This window comes from Sphingomonas yabuuchiae, assembly GCF_001477495.1.
Lineage (GTDB): Bacteria > Pseudomonadota > Alphaproteobacteria > Sphingomonadales > Sphingomonadaceae > Sphingomonas > Sphingomonas yabuuchiae_A.
This window is the reverse complement of record NZ_LDTF01000013.1, coordinates 17,781-34,167: the sequence shown is the minus strand read 5'-3', so window position 1 is coordinate 34,167 and position 16,387 is coordinate 17,781. Positions and strand designations below refer to the sequence as shown.

Sequence of the window (16,387 nt, the reverse complement as noted above, 5' to 3'; positions counted from 1 at the left end):
CTGACGGAGGGGGGCTTCCACAAAGGTCATCCCTCGCGGCGATCCCCTCCACCATGCTACGCATGGTCCCCCTCCCCGCTAGCGGGGAGGATCAGCTCTTACCGACCCACCCAGTCGGACACCTGCTGCGCCACCTGGTTCGCCGCCTGGTTCAACGCCGGGCCGACGCTCTCATTATCGATCTTGCCGACCGGCACCCGCGCCTCGAAGCGGCGCTTCTCAATATTCGTCTGGCCGTCGCGTTGCAACGTGGCGTCGAACACCACCGCCGCGTCGCGCCGGGTGGCGTCCATGCCGAACTGGCGCAGCTCGCCGCCCAGGCGGTCGCCCGGATCGCCGATCGAGTCGCGCGGCGACAGGACGATGCGCCCCGCCCGCGCGGTCAGCGTGTCGGCCATCAGCCGAGCGAACAGCCGCGTCGGCGGCTCGGCCCATTGCGCATCCTTCACATAGGCGATGCTGGTCGCATTCTCCTGCACCGGCACCCGCGCGGTCGCCAGTTCCTGCGGCGAGGACGGCACCTGGATGGTGATCGACTTGCCCGGCCCGGAATCCTGCGTCTGCCCCACGCTCGGCGCCGACTGCGCCTGGAGCGTCAGCAGCGAGGGCGGCGGCTTGGCACCGAAGCTGATGCAGCCGGCGAGCGGAAGCGATGCGAGCATCACGATCAGCGGAGTCTTCATGACGGTCCTCATCGGCATCCTCACTTGCCCTTATAGTCCGGCAGCTTCTGCTGCCCGATCAGCGACCCTGCGCCCTGCTGGTCGACCTTTTCGGCGACCGCCGACAGCGACTGGGTCATCACGCGCAGATCCTTCACCAGACGATCCACCTCGGGCACCGTCTGCTTCGAGAAGGTCTGCAGGCCCGGCCGCGCATCGCCGATCGCCGCGTTCAGCGTGTCCGCGCTCTTCTGCGCCGAGGCGATGGTGCGGTTCAGATTGGCGATGGTCGGCTTCACATCCTCGGCCAGGATGCCGTTGGTGGTGGCCGCAAGCTGGCCGATCGACTGGGCCGCGTCACCCGCCTGCTGGATCGCCACGCGGGTCTGGGCCAGCGTCGCGGCGATCTCCGGCCCGCGATCGGCGAGCGCATCGGTCAGGCGGTTGGTGTTGTCCAATATGCCCGCGATCGACGCCTGGTTGCGGTCCGACAACAGGCCGGTCAGCCGCTCGGTCAGCGTCGACAGCCGCTCCAGCAACTGCGGCGCGGAGTTCAGGATCGCGCCGATGCCGCCCTGCTTGGTCGGGATGACCGGCACGCCGTAAGGGCAGACGGTCTTGTTGTCGGGCTGCGGACAGGTGATCGGCGGCGCACCCTTGCGGGCGCCGTCCAGCGAGATGGTGCTGGTGCCGGTGAAGCTGGCCGAGATCGACGCGGTCGTCCCCTGCAGGATCGGCGTCTGCTCGTTGACCGAGACGCGGACCCGCACGAATTGCGGATCGGGGCGCCACAGCGCGATCTCCTTCACCTGCCCCGAAGGCACGCCCGAGTAAGTGACCGCCGAGCCCTTGGCCAGGCCGTCCACCGACTGGCGGAAGAAGATGTCATATTCCTTCTCCGACGTGCCGCCCAGGCGGGCGATCCAGACGGTGAAGATGGCCAGCACTGCGAGCAGGATCAGCACGACAGAGCCGACAAGGACGTGGTTCGAACGGGTTTCCATCAGCGTGTCCCTGCTTCGCCTCTCGCATGGGCATCGGCCGCATTGCCCTGGGACCGCTGTCCCGTGGCATGGGCGTCGACTTCGGTGGGGTGGCGCGCGGCGTCGGCCTCGGCCGAACGGGGGCGGATGTCCGCCACCTCGTCCTTGGCGGCGACGGCGGCACGGCCGCGCGGCCCCTTGAAATATTCCTCGATCCACGGATGGTCGAGCGCGATCAGCTCGTCGATCGTGCCGACCGCGATCACCTTCTTGTCCGCCAGCACCGCCACCCGGTCGCAGATCGCGTAAAGCGTATCGAGGTCGTGGGTGATCAGGAAGACGGTCAGCCCCAGCGTTTTCTGGAGCGACGCGATCAGCTGGTCGAACGCCGCCGCGCCGATCGGGTCGAGGCCTGCGGTCGGCTCGTCGAGGAAGAGCAGTTCGGGGTCGAGCGCCAGCGCACGCGCCAGCCCTGCCCGCTTCTTCATGCCGCCCGACAGCTCGGCCGGATATTTCGGCCCCGCATCGGCGGGAAGGCCGGTCATCACGACCTTGTAGGACGCGATCTCATCCATCAACGCCTGGGGCAGCTCACGGTAGAATTCGCGCAGCGGCACCGCGACATTCTCCGCGACGGTCAGCGTCGAGAACAGCGCACCGCCCTGGAACAGCACGCCCCAGCGCTTGCGCACATCGACCGCCTCGGTCGCCTCGCGGCCGATGGTCGGCTCGCCGAAAACGGTGATCTCGCCCGCATCGGGGGTCTGGAGGCCGATGATCGTCCGCATCAGCACCGACTTGCCGGTGCCCGACCCGCCGACCACGCCCAAAATCTCGCCCTTGCGCACGTCGAGGTCTAGGCCGTCATGGATGACCTGCTCGCCGAAGCTGTTGCGCAGGCCGCGGACCTGGATGAGATGTTCGTCCTGCTCGGCCATCAATCCCATCCGATCCAGGTAAAGAAGACCGCGAAGAAGGCGTCGAGCACGATCACCAGGAAGATCGCCTGCACCACGGCGGCGGTGGTGCGCAGGCCGACTTGCTCGGCATCCGACTTGACCTGCATCCCCTGGAAACAGCCCGCGATTGCGATGATCGCGCCGAACACCGGGGCCTTGATCAGGCCGACATACAGGTCGGTGATCGGCACGACTTCGCGGATACGCGCGATGAAGGTGACGGGCGGAATGCCCAGCGACACCGCCGCCAGGAAACAGCCGCCGATCATCGCGATCAGCGAGGAATAGAAGCCCAGGAGCGGCATCAGCGTGATCGCCGCGATGGTGCGCGGCACCACCAGCGCCTCCATCGGCGAGACGCCGATGACGCGCATCGCATCGATCTCTTCGGTCAGCTTCATCGTGCCGAGCTGCGCGGCGAAGGCCGATCCCGAGCGACCCGCGACCATGATCGCGGTCATCAGCACGCCCAGTTCGCGCAGGGTCAGCCGGCCGACCAGGTTGATCGTGAACACCTCGGCACCGAACTGGCGCAGCTGCACCGCGCCCTGTTGCGCGATGACGATGCCGATCAGGAAGCTCATCAGGCCGACGATGGCCAGTGCCGAGACGCCGACCGTCTCGAATTCATGTACCACCGCGTTGAAGCGGAAGCGGCGCGGATGGCGGATCACCGCCAACCCGGCCAGCACCGTCGCGCCCATGAAGCCGAGCAGGCCATAGAGGGTCTGGAAGGCGGCGACGACCGCATCGCCCACCTCGCCAGCGACGCGCGCAAAGGGGCTGACGGGCTTGGGACGCATCGCAACCGGCTGATCCGCCTCGGTCACCTTGGCGAACAGGTGGCGCCGGTCGTCGTCCAGACCGTCGATGGCGGCGTCGTTGCGCGCGGCGAAGCGGTGGATCAGCCAGGCCCCGACCGTGTCGATCCGGTCGACCTGCGACAGGTCGATACGCCGGACCGCCGAATCCTCGCGGTCCAGCCGCTCGGGCAAGTCGCCCAGAGTCGCCAGCGAAAGGCTGCCGGTGAAGCGCAGCGCTCCCCCGTCGGCCGGGTCATGTTGATAATCGGCCTTGGCGTTCATCAACTGCCTCTTTGCGGGAAAGCGGGTGTATCGACAAGGCGCTTCGTTCCCACGACGAATCGACTGGCGGCAGTAATTATACGACGGCGTGACGTTTTCATAGCAGGTGATCCAGCAGATGCAGGATCAGACCGACACTGCCGCCCACCAATGTCCCGTTGATGCGAATATATTGCAGGTCGCGGCCCACCGCATTCTCCAGCCTCGAGGTGACGGTGTCGGCATCCCAGCCCCGCACCGTCTCCGACACCAGCCGGACGATGCCATCGCCATAATCGGCGGCGATGCCCGCCGCCGCCCGGCGCACGAAGCGGTTGATCGTCGCCGCCAGCCGGGGATTGTCCTGCAATGTCTGGCCCAGCTGGCGCATGGCATCGCCCAGCCGCCCTGCGGTCACCGCCTGCGGATCGCGCGCCATACGCAGCAACGCCTCACGCGCCTGCTCCCACAGACCGTCCAGCCAGCGCTGCATGGCCGGATTGGCGATCAGCTCGGCCTTCATCGCCTCCACCCTGGCGCGCATGTCGGGATCATATTGCAGGTCCCAGGCGAGGCGATCGAGCCCTTCCTCGATCTTCTGGCGCAGCGGATGATCGCGATCCTCGGCGACGTCGTGGAGCAGCTTGTGCAGCCCGTCGATCAGCCTGTCGGCCAGCGTTTCGTCCAGCCCGGTCCAGCGCAGGATCGCGCCCGCCCGCTCATGCACCATCGCCCGGACGATCGCTTCGTTGGCGTCCAGCGCGGACGCCGCCCAGCGCAGCACGGAATCGAGCAACGGCAGATGCCGCCCTTCGGCGATGCTGGCCTTCAGCAACTGGCCCAGGATCGGCGCGATCTCGGTGGCGCGCAGCCGTGATCCGATCCCCGCCTTGACCATGCCGCCCAGCCGTTGTGGGTCGAAGGCGGTCAGCATCTCGGCGAACAGGCGCGACGCCCCGCGCCGGATACGCCCGCCCTCCTGCGGCGGTTGCGCCAGCCAGCGCCCGGCCGCGCCCGCCACGTCCAGTCGGACCATGCGCCGCGCGACGACGCGGGGGATCAGGAAATTGGTGCGCAGGAAATTGGCGAGCGTGTCGCCGATCCGGTCCTTGTTGCGCGGCACGATCGCGGTGTGCGGGATCGGCAGGCCCAGCGGGTGGCGGAACAGCGCGGTCACGGCGAACCAGTCCGCCAGCCCGCCGACCATCGCCGCCTCGGCAAAGGCGCGGACATAGCCCCAGGCGGGATGCAGCGGCTGCAGCCCCCGCGACACCAGATACAGCGCCGCCATGCCGACCAGCAGCCCGGTGGCCAAGACCCGCATCTTCCGCAGGGCGGCTGGAACGGTCTGGCTACCCCCCGATCGCATTGCGAGTTCCATCACCTAGGACAATTCGCGAAGGGCGGCTTTGTTCAAGAGGAATCTTTCCCGAGCGTAACGAAAGGGGGCAAAGGTGATCCTCCCCGGCACGGGGAGGTGGCAGGCCGAAAGCCCTGACGGAGGGGGGCTTCCACACGGGTCAACCTATGCGGCGCTCCCCCTCCACCAGCTTCGCTGGTCCCCCTCCCCGTGCCGGGGAGGATTGTTTACTCCGCCGGATCGTAGCCCAGCTTGCCGGTGGCGGGGGGCAGCGCGGGGCCGCCGGCGGGACCCTCGATCACCGGCCCGCCGCCCAGCTCGTCGCCGGGCTTGTAGGTCAGCAGGCGTCGGCCCAGGCGCGGTCCGATCCAGCGTTCGACACCGACCGACAGGCTGAAGGCCGCAGGGACGATCAGAAGGGTCAGGATCGTCGACAGCGCAAGCCCGCCGATCACCGTCACGCCCATCGGACTGCGCCACGATCCGTCACCGCCCAGCGACAGCGCGGTCGGGATCATGCCCGCGACCATCGCGACCGTGGTCATGACGATCGGCTGGGCGCGCTTGTGCCCCGCATCGACCACCGCCTCATAGATGGGCACGCCCTTGGCGATCTCCTCCAGCGCGAAGTCGATCAGCAGGATCGAGTTCTTGGCGACGATGCCCAGTAGCATCAGCAACCCGATATAGACTGGCAGCGACAGCGGATTGCCACTGAAATACAGCGCCAGCAAACCGCCCAGCGGCGCCAGCAGCAGCGACGCCATGTTGACGAAGGGCGGCAGGAAGCGGCGATAGAGCAGGACCAGCACCGCGAAGACCAGGAACACTGCCGAGATGATGGCGGTGAAGAAGTTGGCCATCATCTCCGCCTGCATCTTGGCCTGGCCCAGCACCATCTCGCTGACCCCCATGGGCAGGTCCTTCATGATGGGCAGGTCGTGGACCTTCTTCATCGCGTCGCCGCTGATGACGCCCTTCGCCAGATCGGCGCCGACCGTCACCTGACGCCGCTGGTTCACGCGGTCGATCTGGGTCGGCCCGGCACCCAGACCGATCTCGGCGACGACGCTCAGGGGCACCGAGCCGCCGGTCTGGGTCTGCACCGGCAGGTTCTGGATGGTCGACAGGCGGGCGCGGGCATTCTGGTCCAGCGCGACGCGGATCGGCACCTGACGATCGGACAGCGAGAAGCGGGCCGAATTCTGGTCGATATCGCCCAGCGTCGCGATACGGATCGCGCTCGACAGCGCCTGCGTCGTCACGCCCAGATTGGCGGCCAGGTCGAGGCGCGGGCGGATGATGATTTCCGGCCGGTCGAGATTGCCGACGATGCGCGGCGCGATCAGGCCGGGCAGCGTCCCCATCTGGGCCACGATCTTGTTGGCGGTATCGCGCAGCACGGCGGGATCGTCCCCGCCCAGCGTAATGGTCAGGTCGCGCCCGCTCGAGCCCCAGCCGAATTGCGACTGGAACGACACGCGCGCATCGGGGATCGCCGCCAATTCGGGCGCCAGCGATCGTTCGAAGTCGGTGCTCTTCATCGAGCGATCCTCCTTTAGGGTCGCGACGACGCGGCCATTGCCAACGCCAGTGCGCGAATAGACCGACTCGACGTCCGGCTGCGTCTTCAGGAAGGACGCGACACGCTTCACGACGACATCGGTCTGGGCCAGCGTCGTGCCGGGCACCATCTCGATCTTGGCGACCGCCTGGTCATTGTCCTGCGGCGGCTGGAAGGTCTTGGGGATGATGACGAACATGGCAATGGTCAGCGCAAAGGCTCCGAAGCCGATACCGATCACCCACAGGCGGTGGTCGCGGAACCGCCCCAGCAGGCGACGGAGACGCCCGCGCTTCACGCCGTCGGTCGGCCGGTCATAACGCAGCGACCAGCGCAGCGTCGCCATATAGGCATCCATCAGCCTGCCCTCGCCATGGCTGGCATGACCGGCGGACTTCAGGAAATAGGCCGCGATCATTGGCGTGATCAGGCGCGCGACCGCGAGGCTCATCAGCACCGAGACGACCACGGTCAGGCCGAAATTCTTGAAATACTGGCCCGGAACGCCGGGCATCAACGCGACCGGCAGGAACACCGCGACGATCGCCATGGTGGTCGCCAGCACGGCGAGGCCGATCTCGTCCGCCGCGTCGATCGACGCCTGATAGGCGGATTTGCCCATGCGCATGTGGCGCACGATATTCTCGATCTCCACGATGGCGTCGTCGACCAGCACGCCCGCCACCAGGCTGAGCGCCAGCAGCGTCATCTGGTTCAGCGTAAAGCCCAGCAGGTCCATGAACCAGAAGGCCGGGATCGCCGACAGCGGGATCGCCAGCGCCGAAATCACCGTCGCCCGCCAGTCGCGCAGGAAGATGAAGACGACGATGACGGCGAGCACCGCGCCCTCGATCATCGCATGGATGGCGCTTTCATATTGCGCCTCGGTGTATTTCACGCTGTTCGAACGGAGGACGAACTTCACCTCCGGGTTGCGCTTTTCCAAGTCCTTCAGCTTCTGGACGGCGCCGTTGAAGACGCTGACGTCGGAAGCGCCCTTGGCACGCTGGAAGTCGAAGCTGATGACCTGCCGTCCGTCGACCGCCGCCTGCGAACGCTGTTCGGCGTAAAGGTCGCGCACGGTGGCGATGTCGGCGAGGCGCACGGTACGGCCGCCGCGCACGTTGATCTGGGTCTGGCCCAGGTCATAGGCGTTGCGCGCATTGCCCAGCACGCGGACGGCCTGTTCGGTGCCCGCAATCTCGGCGCGGCCACCGGCGGCGTTCAGGTTGGTCATGCGCAGCTGTGCGTTGACCTCGCTGGCGGTCAGCCCCTGCGCCTGGAGCTTCAGCGGATCGAGGATCACGCGGATTTCACGCGTCACGCCGCCGTTGCGGATGACCTTGGAGAGACCCGGAACCGACAACAACTCCTTGGTGACGTTGTTGTCGATATACCAGCTGAGCTGTTCGGGCGTCATGTTGGACGCCACCGCCGAATAGCTGGCAAGGTCGTTATCGGTCGAATCGACGCGGATGACCTGCGGCTCGAGGATGCCGTCGGGCAGCATCGAGCGGATCTGGGTGATCGCGTCGCGCGCATCGCTGACCGCACGATCGATCGGCGTGCCGATGTCGAGCTGGACCAGCGTCTGCGACGTGCCCTCGGTCACGGTCGAGGTGATCTGGTCGACGCCCTGCAAGTTCCGCAACGCCGCCTCGACCCGCTGGGTGACCTGCGTCTCCAGTTCGGTCGGTGCCGCACCCGGCTGGTTCACGAGGACCACGACGATCGGGAAATCGATATCGGGGTCGTTGTTCACGTCCATCCGCATGAAGCTGACGATGCCCGCCAGAGTCAGTGCGACGAACAGGACGATCGGCGGAACGGGGTTCCGGATCGCCCAGGCCGAGATGTTGCGGAAACTCATCTTACTTGGCCTCCTGGCCTGCAAGGATCGGGCGGACCAGCTGCCCGGCCGCCAGGAAGCCACCCGCCGAACGCACCACCCGCTCAGTCCCCTTCAGGCCCGAGGCGATGGTCACGCCATCGTCGGATACCTGACCGATCTTGACGTCACGGCGCGCGACCTTGTTGTCGGCCCCGACGATATACACGAAACTGCCCTTGTCGTCGCTCTGGATCGCCGAGTCCGGCAGGACCGGGGCATGGCCCGCACCGCCGCGGATCGTTGCCGCGGCGAAACCGCCGGGACGCAGCGCCGGGTCATAAGACAGGGCGATGCGCGCGACACCCTGACGCGTCTGCGGGTCGATGACGGGCGACACCTGCCACACCTCACCCTTGAAGCTCTTGTCGCCGCCGACCGGGGTCACGGTGGCGGGGGCGCCGACCGACAGGCCGACCAGATCCGCCTCGGCCAGCTGCGCGCGCAGCTCCATCTGCCCGCCCATCGCCATGCGGAACAGCACGCCCGAGCCCGAGCTGACGATCTGGCCCGGCTCGGCGGCGCGGGTCAGGATCAGGCCATCGGCGGGCGCGCGGATGTCGAGACGGCCGTTGCGCGCCTGCGCCTCGCGGAAGGTCGCCTGCGCCGCGCGGACGCGGGCGGCGGCGGCATCGCGGGTCGCGGTGCGGCGCTGGAGATCGGCCTTGGAGATGAAGCCGCGATCGACCAGCTGCTGGGCGCGGTCGAGTTCGGCCTGTGCGATCTGCTGGTCCGACTGCGCGACCGAGACCTGCGCGTTCAGCGCTGAGGCGGTCTGGGTCTGGACCGAGCGGTCGACGGTCGCCAGCACCTGCCCCGTACGGACCCACTGACCCGGCTCGACCAGGACGCGGGTGATCATGCCCCCCTCGCCCGCGACGCCGACCGGCATCTCACGGCGTGCGGCCAGCGTGCCGGTGGCCGAGATCACCCGGCTGACCGCCTGCTGGCCGGGAACGACGACGGTGATGTTGGGCACCTGCGTGCCTGCCCCCGCACCCTGCTCCGCCTCATGCTTCTTGGGCGCGAACAGCAACCAGCCCGCCAGCGCCAGCACGATGACCGCCACGACGATCCAGATCCAGCGCCTGCGCGGCGTGGATACCGGCCCCTCCAGCTCCAGATGTCGGCCGCCACCGATCGCCCCCGTCTCGTAATTCATGTTCGTCATCGATCCCCGAACCGCATCCATCGTGCGCACATTGCCTTGCAGGATGCGCCCATCCGCGCTGTGTTATAGAAATGTAGCACACCACTCAAGTGTCTTTTGGTAGGCCCGAATTGCGGCGGCTCCAAGGTGGGCGCCATGCGTTCATCGCCTGTTTTGCCATGAGGCGTCAAAGCCTTGGTCCATAGTCGTGAGACGATCATCACAAGGGAGATGTCGATGAAGAAATACCTGCTGCTGGCCGCGATGGCCTCCGCCGCGCTGACGCCGCTGACCGCCGTCGCGCAGACCCAGCCCGCCCCCACCACGGTAGAGCCGCTGGTGCCCGCCGCCGGGACGGTGCTGGATGTGTCCGCCGAGGGACGCACGACGCGCGTGCCCGATCTGGCGACGATTCGCGCCGGGGTGGTCAGCCAGGGGGCGACCGCCGCCGCCGCCCTGTCCGACAATGCGCAGCGCATGGCACGGGTCCTCGCCGCCGTGAAGCGCGCCGGGGTCGCCGACCGCGATATCCAGACCGCGACCGTGCAGCTCCAGCCGCAATATCGTTATGGCGACAATGTGCCGCCGGTCATCACCGGCTATCAGGCGACCAACACGCTGAGCGTCCGCTTCCGCGACGTCGCCAAGTCGGGCAGCGTGCTGGACGCACTGGTGGCGCAGGGGGCGAACCAGATCGATGGTCCCAATCTGTCGATCGACAAGCCCGACGCCGCGCTGGACGAAGCCCGCGCCGATGCGATCCAGCGTGCCCGCGCCCGTGCCGAGCTTTATGCCAAGGCGGCGGGCTTGCGCGTCGCGCGGATCGTGTCGATCACCGAAAACGGTGCGGATGCGGGCGGCCCCCAGCCGCCGGTGATGCTCCGCGCCTCGGCCATGCGATCGGACGCGATGGAAAAGACCAGCATCGCGCCGGGCGAGCGCGACGTGACCGTCAATGTCTCGGTCCGCTTCCTGCTGAACTGAACGACATCGCCCCCATCGCCTTGACGGCATGGGGGCGATCCTTGCGGCGGGCCGGTCGAGGCCCGCACCATACCCGACACACGAAAAGGCCGCCCGGTTTCCCGGACGGCCCTTTCCGGCTCGACGAGCGAATGCGTTGCTTAACGCACCCGACCGCGACGAACCAGGTTCACGATCGCCAGCAGGACAACGGCGCCCAGCAGCGAAACGAGGAACGAGGTCAGCGTCAGACCGGCATTGTTGATCGAACCGCCTGCGAAGATCAGGCCGCCGATGAACGCGCCGACCACACCGACGACGATATTCAGGAAGATGCCCTGCTGAGCATCGGTACGCATGATGATGCTGGCCAGCCAGCCAATGACACCACCGACGATAAGCCACAGGATAATACCCATTGTCTTTCCCTCCGTTGGGCCCGCGAGCGGGACACGGGGAAAAGACGTGCGAATGTGGCTATTGTTCCGTGGCCGTACCGGCAATTCGACGAAGCGTTTTTGAAAATGTCAACGATGCGATCGTTTTTATTCCGTCCTGGGTTTCGGGACTCAGTATTTCTGCTGGCGCTCGTAGAGCGAGCGATAATGCTGGATGCGCGTGACGCGCAGGCCCGGCATTCCCGAGCGATCGATGGCGCGCTGCCACCCGGCGAATTCCTCGACGGTCAGGCCATAACGGTCGCAGACCTCGTCCACCGAAAGCAGCCCGCCATTGACGGCCGCGACCACCTCCGCCTTGCGACGGACGACCCAGCGCGTGGTGCTGGGCGGCGGAAGGTTGTCGAGCGTCAGCGGTTCGCCGAGCGGCCCGATTACCTTGGCAGGGCGGATCTTCTGATTCTCGATCATCATCAAACCTCGTTGGGGCTCCCTACCCCATGTCGTCTGTAGGGCCGCTCTACCATGTGCCCTTGAACATCGCCTAAAATCGAAAGGTTAACGGATCATTCATTCCTGTTCCATCCGACGATGGCCCGCGCCATCGGCCCGTTGAACGCCCCGTCCAGCGGGGCGAAGAGCATCGGATCGGGGGACACACGGACAAAACCGGCCTGCACCGCCGCGGTCGGGCTGGCCGCCTGCCGCGCCGTCGCACCGACCATCAGCACGGCCAGGTCCGGCGGCAGCACCGTCAGTTCGGTATCCCGATCGAAACGGTTGAAACTCAGGTCCAAAAGCGCGGTCCAATCCCGATGGGTGAGTGCCCTTGTTATCGGCGGGATATGAAAGCCGGGTAAAGGCCGAAAACTATTCTCCCTTTTTCACGAGGCTTGCCCGTCTTCGCCCGGACGGACGCTTCGCTTTTTTGCATGACGCGCGCGAAAGGCGTATGGGGGCCACCATGGAGCAGATGGTGGACTTTCAGCTTGGGGGCGATCCCCGGGCCAAGCGGATCGTGGTCGCGATGTCGGGCGGTGTCGACAGCTCGGTCGTGGCCGCGCTTGCCCATGCCACGGGGGCCGAGACGATCGGCGTCACCCTGCAACTCTATGACCATGGCGAGGCGGTGGGCCGTGCCGGCGCGTGCTGTGCGGGCCGTGATATCCGCGACGCGCGCGCGGTGTGCGATCGCCTGGGTATCGCGCATTACGTCTTCGATCACGAAGACAGTTTCCGCACCCAGGTGGTCGATCGCTTCGCCGACGAATATCTGGCCGGGCGCACGCCCATCCCCTGCGTCCAGTGCAATATGGGGCCGAAATTCACCGACCTGCTGAAGCTGGCGCGCGATCTGGGCGCCGACTGTCTGGCGACCGGCCATTATGTCCGGCGGGTCGAGGGGGTGAACGGCGCGGAGCTGCATCGCGGCGCCGATCCCGCGCGCGACCAGAGCTATTTCCTGTTCGCCACGACGCAGGAGCAGCTGAACTTTCTGCGTTTCCCGCTGGGCGCACTGCCCAAGTCGCGGGTACGCGAGATCGCCGCCGAACTGGGTCTGGGCGTCGCGGCCAAGCCGGACAGCCAGGACATCTGCTTCGTGCCCGATGGCGACTATGCGGGTCTCGTGAAAAAATTGCGTCCGGAAGCGGATACGCGCGGTGACATCGTCGATCTGTCGGGCGCCAAGCTGGGCGAGCATCGCGGGCTGATTCACTATACGGTCGGCCAGCGGCGCGGGCTGGAAATCGGTGGCAGCCCCGAGCCGCTTTATGTCGTCCGGCTGGAGCCCGACACCAAGCGCGTCGTCGTCGGCCCGCGCGTCGCGTTGGCGGTGGAAGCGGCGCGGTTGACGGCCATGAACGTGCTGGGACCGCTCGACGGCCCGCTCTTCGCCAAGGTCCGCTCCATGGCCAAGCCGGTGCCCGCTCGCATGGTCGAGGACCGGCTGGTGTTCGATGCGCCCGAATATGGCGTGTCGCCGGGCCAGGCGGCGGTGCTGTACGACGGCGACCGCGTGCTGGGCGGCGGCTGGATCGCCGAGACCGAGGCGGCACGCATCGCTGCCTGAGGCGTTGATCGGGGCATGACCGTCCCCACCCTCGAAGAATTGCGCCGCCGGATGGAAGCGGCCGCCGAACGCCTCGACTTCGAGGAGGCACGGGCCCTGCGCGACCGGATCAACCTGCTGCGCGGCGGGGCGGAGGATGTCGCGGTCGACACCAGCGGCCTGACCCGACAAAAGCCGGGGGCCATGGGCCTGGGCACCAGCCAATCGCGCCCCGAACCCCCCGAAGGCTGGGTGCCGCCGAAAAAGCCCGATCCGATGACAAAAGGGCGCGGGCGGCGTCAGGGGTGATCTTCGATCCGCCACGGGGGAAAGCGCCGGTTGATTCCCGCCTGAAACAGGCAAAGCTGATTACCGGCGGGGTCGCGCAGCCGTGCCTCCCGCCAAAGCCAACGCTGATCCTCCGGGCCTGATTCCAACCTACCGCCTCGTGCCGTGAATCGGGCAGCTGCGGCATCCACGTCATCGACCTCGAAGTAGATGATCGGTCCATCGCCCGGTGCTTCGCTTTGCAGGTGGATGGAGAAGGTGGCATCCCCCTCCGGCATTTCGAACCGAGCATATTCGCCGCGCGATGAGACGATCAGGCGCAGACCCAGATCGCAGTAGAAGCGGACGCTCGCCTCGAAATCGGTCGCACCAACCGTCACCTGATTCAATCGCAGCCGCTCCCCCTTCGCCGCTACCGAAGCATATCACCCCCGCACCGCAAACGCCCCTCGATATTGCGGCTTCACCGCCCCAAGGATCGCCCGCGTCACCGGCAGCGTGACCTCATACGCCCCCTCGGCATAGGAACCCGCGACATAAGGGTCGGCAATCAGCCCGATCCGGTCGATCGCGCGGCCATTGGTCGACCCCAGCAGCACAGTCAGGTCCTTCAGCGGCGGACAGGCGTTCATCGACGATAGATCACCCTGATTGCGCTTCACCTGTTCGGTCTTGAGCCTCGCGCAATAGTCGATGCGGATCGCGGTCTGGAACGCGGGCAGCGACGTGAACACCGCCTTGGGGTCCAGCCGCCGCCCCGCCGCCTTGTCCCAGACCAACCCATGGGAGGCGGGCGAGCCATGCGCGCCGCCGGTGAAATCATAGCTGTCGCCCGACAGGCTGAGGAAGCGCGGTGTGTCGGTCACGACCTTCCACGTCTTGTCGAAGGAATAGCGGTGATAGGGATAGCCCGACTGGCGCGCCTCACGACGCGCCGCCACCCCGTCGCGCGCCGCCTTCGCCTGGATGCGTGAGCGGTCGGCGTCGAGCCACGCCTTCAGCCCTGCGATCCGGCCTGCCGCCGCCGGATAGGCATAGCTGAATTCGTAATCGGCGGTTTTGACCTCGCGTGTCACGACCTGCGCCGCAACCGGGCTGGCGGCACCGACCAAAGCCAGCGCGATCATCACCTTACGCATCCATCGTCTCCCCTCAATACCGGCAATATGGACCGGACGGGCTGTACGGCCGATGACTGGCGGAGTTCCGCTTGCCCCGCCATGGATGCGAACATATATCGAACGCATGGCGCAACTCGACACCCGTGAGAAGCTGGCGATCCTGGCCGATGCCGCGAAATATGACGCGTCCTGCGCGTCGTCGGGCACGTCGAAACGCAACAGCCGCGACGGCAAGGGGATCGGCTCGACCGAGGGCATGGGCATCTGCCACGCCTATGCCCCCGATGGCCGCTGCATCTCGCTTTTGAAGATCCTGCTGACCAACAGCTGCATCTTCGACTGCCATTATTGCATCAACCGAAAGTCGTCGAACGTCCGCCGCGCGCGCTTCACCGCGCAGGAGGTGGTGAACCTGACGCTGGCCTTTTACCGGCGCAATTATATCGAGGGGCTGTTCCTCTCCTCGGGCATCATCAAGTCGTCCAACTATACGATGGAGCAGATCGTCGAGGTCGCGCGGTCTTTGCGCGAGGATCACGGCTTTCGGGGCTATATCCATCTGAAGACGATTCCCGACGCTGATCCCGAACTGGTGCGCCTGGCCGGGGTTCATGCCGACCGGGTGTCGATCAATGTCGAACTGCCGACGGTCGGCGGGCTCCGTCGCCTCGCGCCTGAAAAGGATGCGGGCCGAATTGAAGGCGCGATGGCCGATGTGAAGACCGCGATCGAGGATCGAACGGACGCGGCGAAGAAGTACAAGTCCGCGCCCGGCTTCGCGCCTGCGGGACAGTCGACCCAGATGATCGTCGGCGCGGATGCCGCGACCGACCGCGATATCGTCGGGCGCGCCGCGACCTTGTACGATCGGTTCCGTCTGCGCCGCGTCTATTACTCGGCGTTTAGCCCGATCCCCGACGCCTCGGCCGTGCTTCCGCTGCAACGCCCGCCGCTGATGCGCGAGCACCGCCTCTACCAGTCCGACTGGTTGATGCGGTTCTACGATTATCGGCCGAACGAGGTCGCGGCGGCGGCGGACGAGGCGACGGGCATGTTGCCGCTCGACATCGATCCCAAGCTTGCCTGGGCGCTGAAATTTCGCCAGAACTTTCCCGTCGACGTGAACCGTGCGCCGCGCGAGATGCTGTTGCGCGTGCCGGGCCTGGGCGTAAAGGCGGTCGACCGGATCATTGCCACCCGCAAATGGCGCAAGCTGCGGTTGGAGGATGTCGGGCGGCTGACCGTCTCGATCACCAAGCTGCGTCCCTTCCTGATCGCGGAGGACTGGCGTCCTGTCGCGCTGGCCGAGCGCGCGGACCTGAGACCGCTGGTCAAGCCTGAGCACAAGCAGCTCGAACTCTTTCCCTGAATGAGAGTGATTCGCGGGTGAAACGGGCGTCATGTTCCACCGTTGGGCCATGCGAAGGAGACGATCATGGCCACCGCCGAAATCTATGCCGATCTGAAGCGCGACCACGACAAGCAGCGCGAGATGCTGAAGGAACTCGCCGAGCTGAAGGGGGACGGAGCCAAGCGCAAGAAGCTGTTCGAGGCGTTCCGCATCGAGATTCAGAGCCATGCCGCCGCCGAGGAAGAGTCGCTCTATGCCACCATGTTGGGCGAACCCGAGTTGCGCGACGATGCACGCCACTCGGTGTCCGAGCATAAGGAGATCGATGACTTGCTCGGCGAGATGATGGACCTCGACTTCGCATCGGACGAGTGGGAGTCCAAATTCTTCCACATGCGCCATCGCTACGAGCATCATATCGACGAGGAAGAGGAAGAGATGTTCCCCGCCGCCGAGAAGGAGCTCGACGACGCGACCGAGCAGAAGCTCGCCGACATCTACGAAACCCGGAAGCCGATCGAGGCTAAGGAGGCGAAGGCCAATCCGCCCGGCGGCGATGAGCGCGATTGAGCGGGAGCGACGCTAT

The 16,387-nt window shown here is 66.5% G+C and carries 17 protein-coding genes; 5 read left to right on the top strand and 12 right to left on the bottom strand.

Annotation, left to right across the window (positions count from 1 at the left end; translation table 11 throughout):
• Positions 1 to 98: 98 nt before the first annotated feature.
• From NS355_RS04410 to NS355_RS04380, 7 genes are all read right to left on the bottom strand, one after another.
• Positions 99 to 683 carry an ABC-type transport auxiliary lipoprotein family protein gene (locus NS355_RS04410; RefSeq protein ID WP_084787495.1) on the bottom strand — a complete coding sequence of 195 codons (585 nt, stop codon included), beginning with the start codon at positions 681 to 683 and terminating at the stop codon, positions 99 to 101.
• Positions 684 to 703: 20 nt separating this feature from the next.
• Positions 704 to 1,666, bottom strand: a complete 963-nt coding sequence (locus NS355_RS04405) for an MlaD family protein (RefSeq protein WP_058744573.1) — start codon at positions 1,664 to 1,666, stop codon at positions 704 to 706.
• Entirely contained in the window at positions 1,666 to 2,583 is a 918-nt protein-coding gene (locus NS355_RS04400; protein ID WP_058744572.1) for an ABC transporter ATP-binding protein, read from the bottom strand. Before NS355_RS04400 ends, NS355_RS04405 begins: the two co-directional genes overlap by 1 nt.
• Positions 2,583 to 3,689: an ABC transporter permease gene (locus tag NS355_RS04395; protein WP_058744571.1), complete on the bottom strand. Its 1,107-nt coding sequence runs from the start codon at positions 3,687 to 3,689 to the stop codon at positions 2,583 to 2,585. The genes NS355_RS04400 and NS355_RS04395 overlap by 1 nt, the downstream gene beginning before the upstream one ends.
• Positions 3,690 to 3,786: 97 nt before the next feature.
• Positions 3,787 to 4,992, bottom strand: coding sequence for a DUF445 domain-containing protein (locus tag NS355_RS04390; protein ID WP_058744570.1), 1,206 nt, complete (start codon positions 4,990 to 4,992; stop codon positions 3,787 to 3,789).
• A gap of 263 nt (positions 4,993 to 5,255) precedes the next feature.
• Complete coding sequence (locus NS355_RS04385) at positions 5,256 to 8,462, bottom strand: efflux RND transporter permease subunit (RefSeq protein ID WP_058744569.1); 3,207 nt, start codon at positions 8,460 to 8,462, stop codon at positions 5,256 to 5,258.
• Position 8,463: 1 nt separating this feature from the next.
• A complete protein-coding gene (locus tag NS355_RS04380) occupies positions 8,464 to 9,642 on the bottom strand; it encodes an efflux RND transporter periplasmic adaptor subunit (RefSeq protein WP_058744588.1) in 1,179 nt (392 codons plus the stop codon).
• 219 nt (positions 9,643 to 9,861) lie between these two features.
• On the opposite strand from NS355_RS04380, the gene NS355_RS04375 reads away from it, so the two are divergent.
• A complete protein-coding gene (locus tag NS355_RS04375; protein WP_058744568.1) occupies positions 9,862 to 10,614 on the top strand; it encodes an SIMPL domain-containing protein in 753 nt (250 codons plus the stop codon).
• Between the two features lie 140 nt (positions 10,615 to 10,754).
• On the opposite strand, the gene NS355_RS04370 is transcribed toward NS355_RS04375, so the two are convergent.
• The 3 genes from NS355_RS04370 to NS355_RS04360 form a co-directional block, all read right to left on the bottom strand.
• Positions 10,755 to 11,012, bottom strand: a complete 258-nt coding sequence (locus NS355_RS04370) for a GlsB/YeaQ/YmgE family stress response membrane protein (RefSeq protein ID WP_042483991.1) — start codon at positions 11,010 to 11,012, stop codon at positions 10,755 to 10,757.
• A gap of 150 nt (positions 11,013 to 11,162) precedes the next feature.
• Complete coding sequence (locus NS355_RS04365) at positions 11,163 to 11,462, bottom strand: DUF1153 domain-containing protein (protein ID WP_056437202.1); 300 nt, start codon at positions 11,460 to 11,462, stop codon at positions 11,163 to 11,165.
• Positions 11,463 to 11,557: 95 nt separating this feature from the next.
• The gene (locus tag NS355_RS04360; protein ID WP_058744567.1) at positions 11,558 to 11,788 is read right to left on the bottom strand and encodes a hypothetical protein; all 231 of its coding nucleotides are present in this window, start codon (positions 11,786 to 11,788) and stop codon (positions 11,558 to 11,560) included.
• A 176-nt stretch (positions 11,789 to 11,964) separates the two neighbouring features.
• Here NS355_RS04360 and mnmA point away from each other — a divergent pair, with 176 nt between their 5' ends.
• Together mnmA and NS355_RS04350 are read left to right on the top strand one after the other, a co-directional pair.
• Entirely contained in the window at positions 11,965 to 13,062 is a 1,098-nt protein-coding gene (mnmA, locus tag NS355_RS04355) for a tRNA 2-thiouridine(34) synthase MnmA (protein ID WP_153008041.1), read from the top strand.
• A gap of 15 nt (positions 13,063 to 13,077) precedes the next feature.
• The gene (locus NS355_RS04350; protein WP_058744566.1) at positions 13,078 to 13,350 is read left to right on the top strand and encodes a UvrB/UvrC motif-containing protein; all 273 of its coding nucleotides are present in this window, start codon (positions 13,078 to 13,080) and stop codon (positions 13,348 to 13,350) included.
• On the opposite strand, the gene NS355_RS04345 is transcribed toward NS355_RS04350, so the two are convergent.
• Both NS355_RS04345 and NS355_RS04340 read right to left on the bottom strand, forming a co-directional pair.
• Positions 13,341 to 13,709: a VOC family protein gene (locus tag NS355_RS04345; RefSeq protein ID WP_244489552.1), complete on the bottom strand. Its 369-nt coding sequence runs from the start codon at positions 13,707 to 13,709 to the stop codon at positions 13,341 to 13,343. The two genes, NS355_RS04350 and NS355_RS04345, sit on opposite strands and share 10 nt — an antisense overlap.
• Positions 13,710 to 13,754: 45 nt before the next feature.
• Positions 13,755 to 14,468 (bottom strand): DUF4163 domain-containing protein, encoded by a 714-nt coding sequence (locus tag NS355_RS04340; protein WP_058744564.1) that lies wholly within the window; start codon positions 14,466 to 14,468, stop codon positions 13,755 to 13,757.
• A gap of 106 nt (positions 14,469 to 14,574) precedes the next feature.
• Between NS355_RS04340 and NS355_RS04335 the strand changes: the two genes are divergently transcribed.
• Together NS355_RS04335 and NS355_RS04330 are read left to right on the top strand one after the other, a co-directional pair.
• Positions 14,575 to 15,819 carry a putative DNA modification/repair radical SAM protein gene (locus NS355_RS04335; protein WP_058744586.1) on the top strand — a complete coding sequence of 415 codons (1,245 nt, stop codon included), beginning with the start codon at positions 14,575 to 14,577 and terminating at the stop codon, positions 15,817 to 15,819.
• A gap of 66 nt (positions 15,820 to 15,885) precedes the next feature.
• Positions 15,886 to 16,371 carry a hemerythrin domain-containing protein gene (locus NS355_RS04330; RefSeq protein WP_058744585.1) on the top strand — a complete coding sequence of 162 codons (486 nt, stop codon included), beginning with the start codon at positions 15,886 to 15,888 and terminating at the stop codon, positions 16,369 to 16,371.
• Positions 16,372 to 16,387 lie beyond the last annotated feature (16 nt).

Excerpts from the sequence above, each read along its gene's own strand:
- NS355_RS04380 (WP_058744588.1), bottom strand. The coding sequence starts at position 9,642 with ATGAATTACGAGACGGGGGCGATCGGTGGCGGCCGACATCTGGAGCTG.
- NS355_RS04350 (WP_058744566.1), top strand. The coding sequence starts at position 13,078 with ATGACCGTCCCCACCCTCGAAGAATTGCGCCGCCGGATGGAAGCGGCC.
- NS355_RS04395 (WP_058744571.1), bottom strand. The coding sequence starts at position 3,689 with ATGAACGCCAAGGCCGATTATCAACATGACCCGGCCGACGGGGGAGCG.
- NS355_RS04330 (WP_058744585.1), top strand. The coding sequence starts at position 15,886 with ATGGCCACCGCCGAAATCTATGCCGATCTGAAGCGCGACCACGACAAG.
- NS355_RS04340 (WP_058744564.1), bottom strand. The coding sequence starts at position 14,468 with ATGCGTAAGGTGATGATCGCGCTGGCTTTGGTCGGTGCCGCCAGCCCG.
- NS355_RS04365 (WP_056437202.1), bottom strand. The coding sequence starts at position 11,462 with ATGATCGAGAATCAGAAGATCCGCCCTGCCAAGGTAATCGGGCCGCTC.
- NS355_RS04405 (WP_058744573.1), bottom strand. The coding sequence starts at position 1,666 with ATGGAAACCCGTTCGAACCACGTCCTTGTCGGCTCTGTCGTGCTGATC.
- NS355_RS04385 (WP_058744569.1), bottom strand. The coding sequence starts at position 8,462 with ATGAGTTTCCGCAACATCTCGGCCTGGGCGATCCGGAACCCCGTTCCG.
- mnmA (WP_153008041.1), top strand. The coding sequence starts at position 11,965 with ATGGTGGACTTTCAGCTTGGGGGCGATCCCCGGGCCAAGCGGATCGTG.
- NS355_RS04390 (WP_058744570.1), bottom strand. The coding sequence starts at position 4,992 with ATGCGGGTCTTGGCCACCGGGCTGCTGGTCGGCATGGCGGCGCTGTAT.
- NS355_RS04375 (WP_058744568.1), top strand. The coding sequence starts at position 9,862 with ATGTCGATGAAGAAATACCTGCTGCTGGCCGCGATGGCCTCCGCCGCG.
- NS355_RS04370 (WP_042483991.1), bottom strand. The coding sequence starts at position 11,012 with ATGGGTATTATCCTGTGGCTTATCGTCGGTGGTGTCATTGGCTGGCTG.
- NS355_RS04410 (WP_084787495.1), bottom strand. The coding sequence starts at position 683 with ATGAAGACTCCGCTGATCGTGATGCTCGCATCGCTTCCGCTCGCCGGC.
- NS355_RS04335 (WP_058744586.1), top strand. The coding sequence starts at position 14,575 with ATGGCGCAACTCGACACCCGTGAGAAGCTGGCGATCCTGGCCGATGCC.
- NS355_RS04400 (WP_058744572.1), bottom strand. The coding sequence starts at position 2,583 with ATGGCCGAGCAGGACGAACATCTCATCCAGGTCCGCGGCCTGCGCAAC.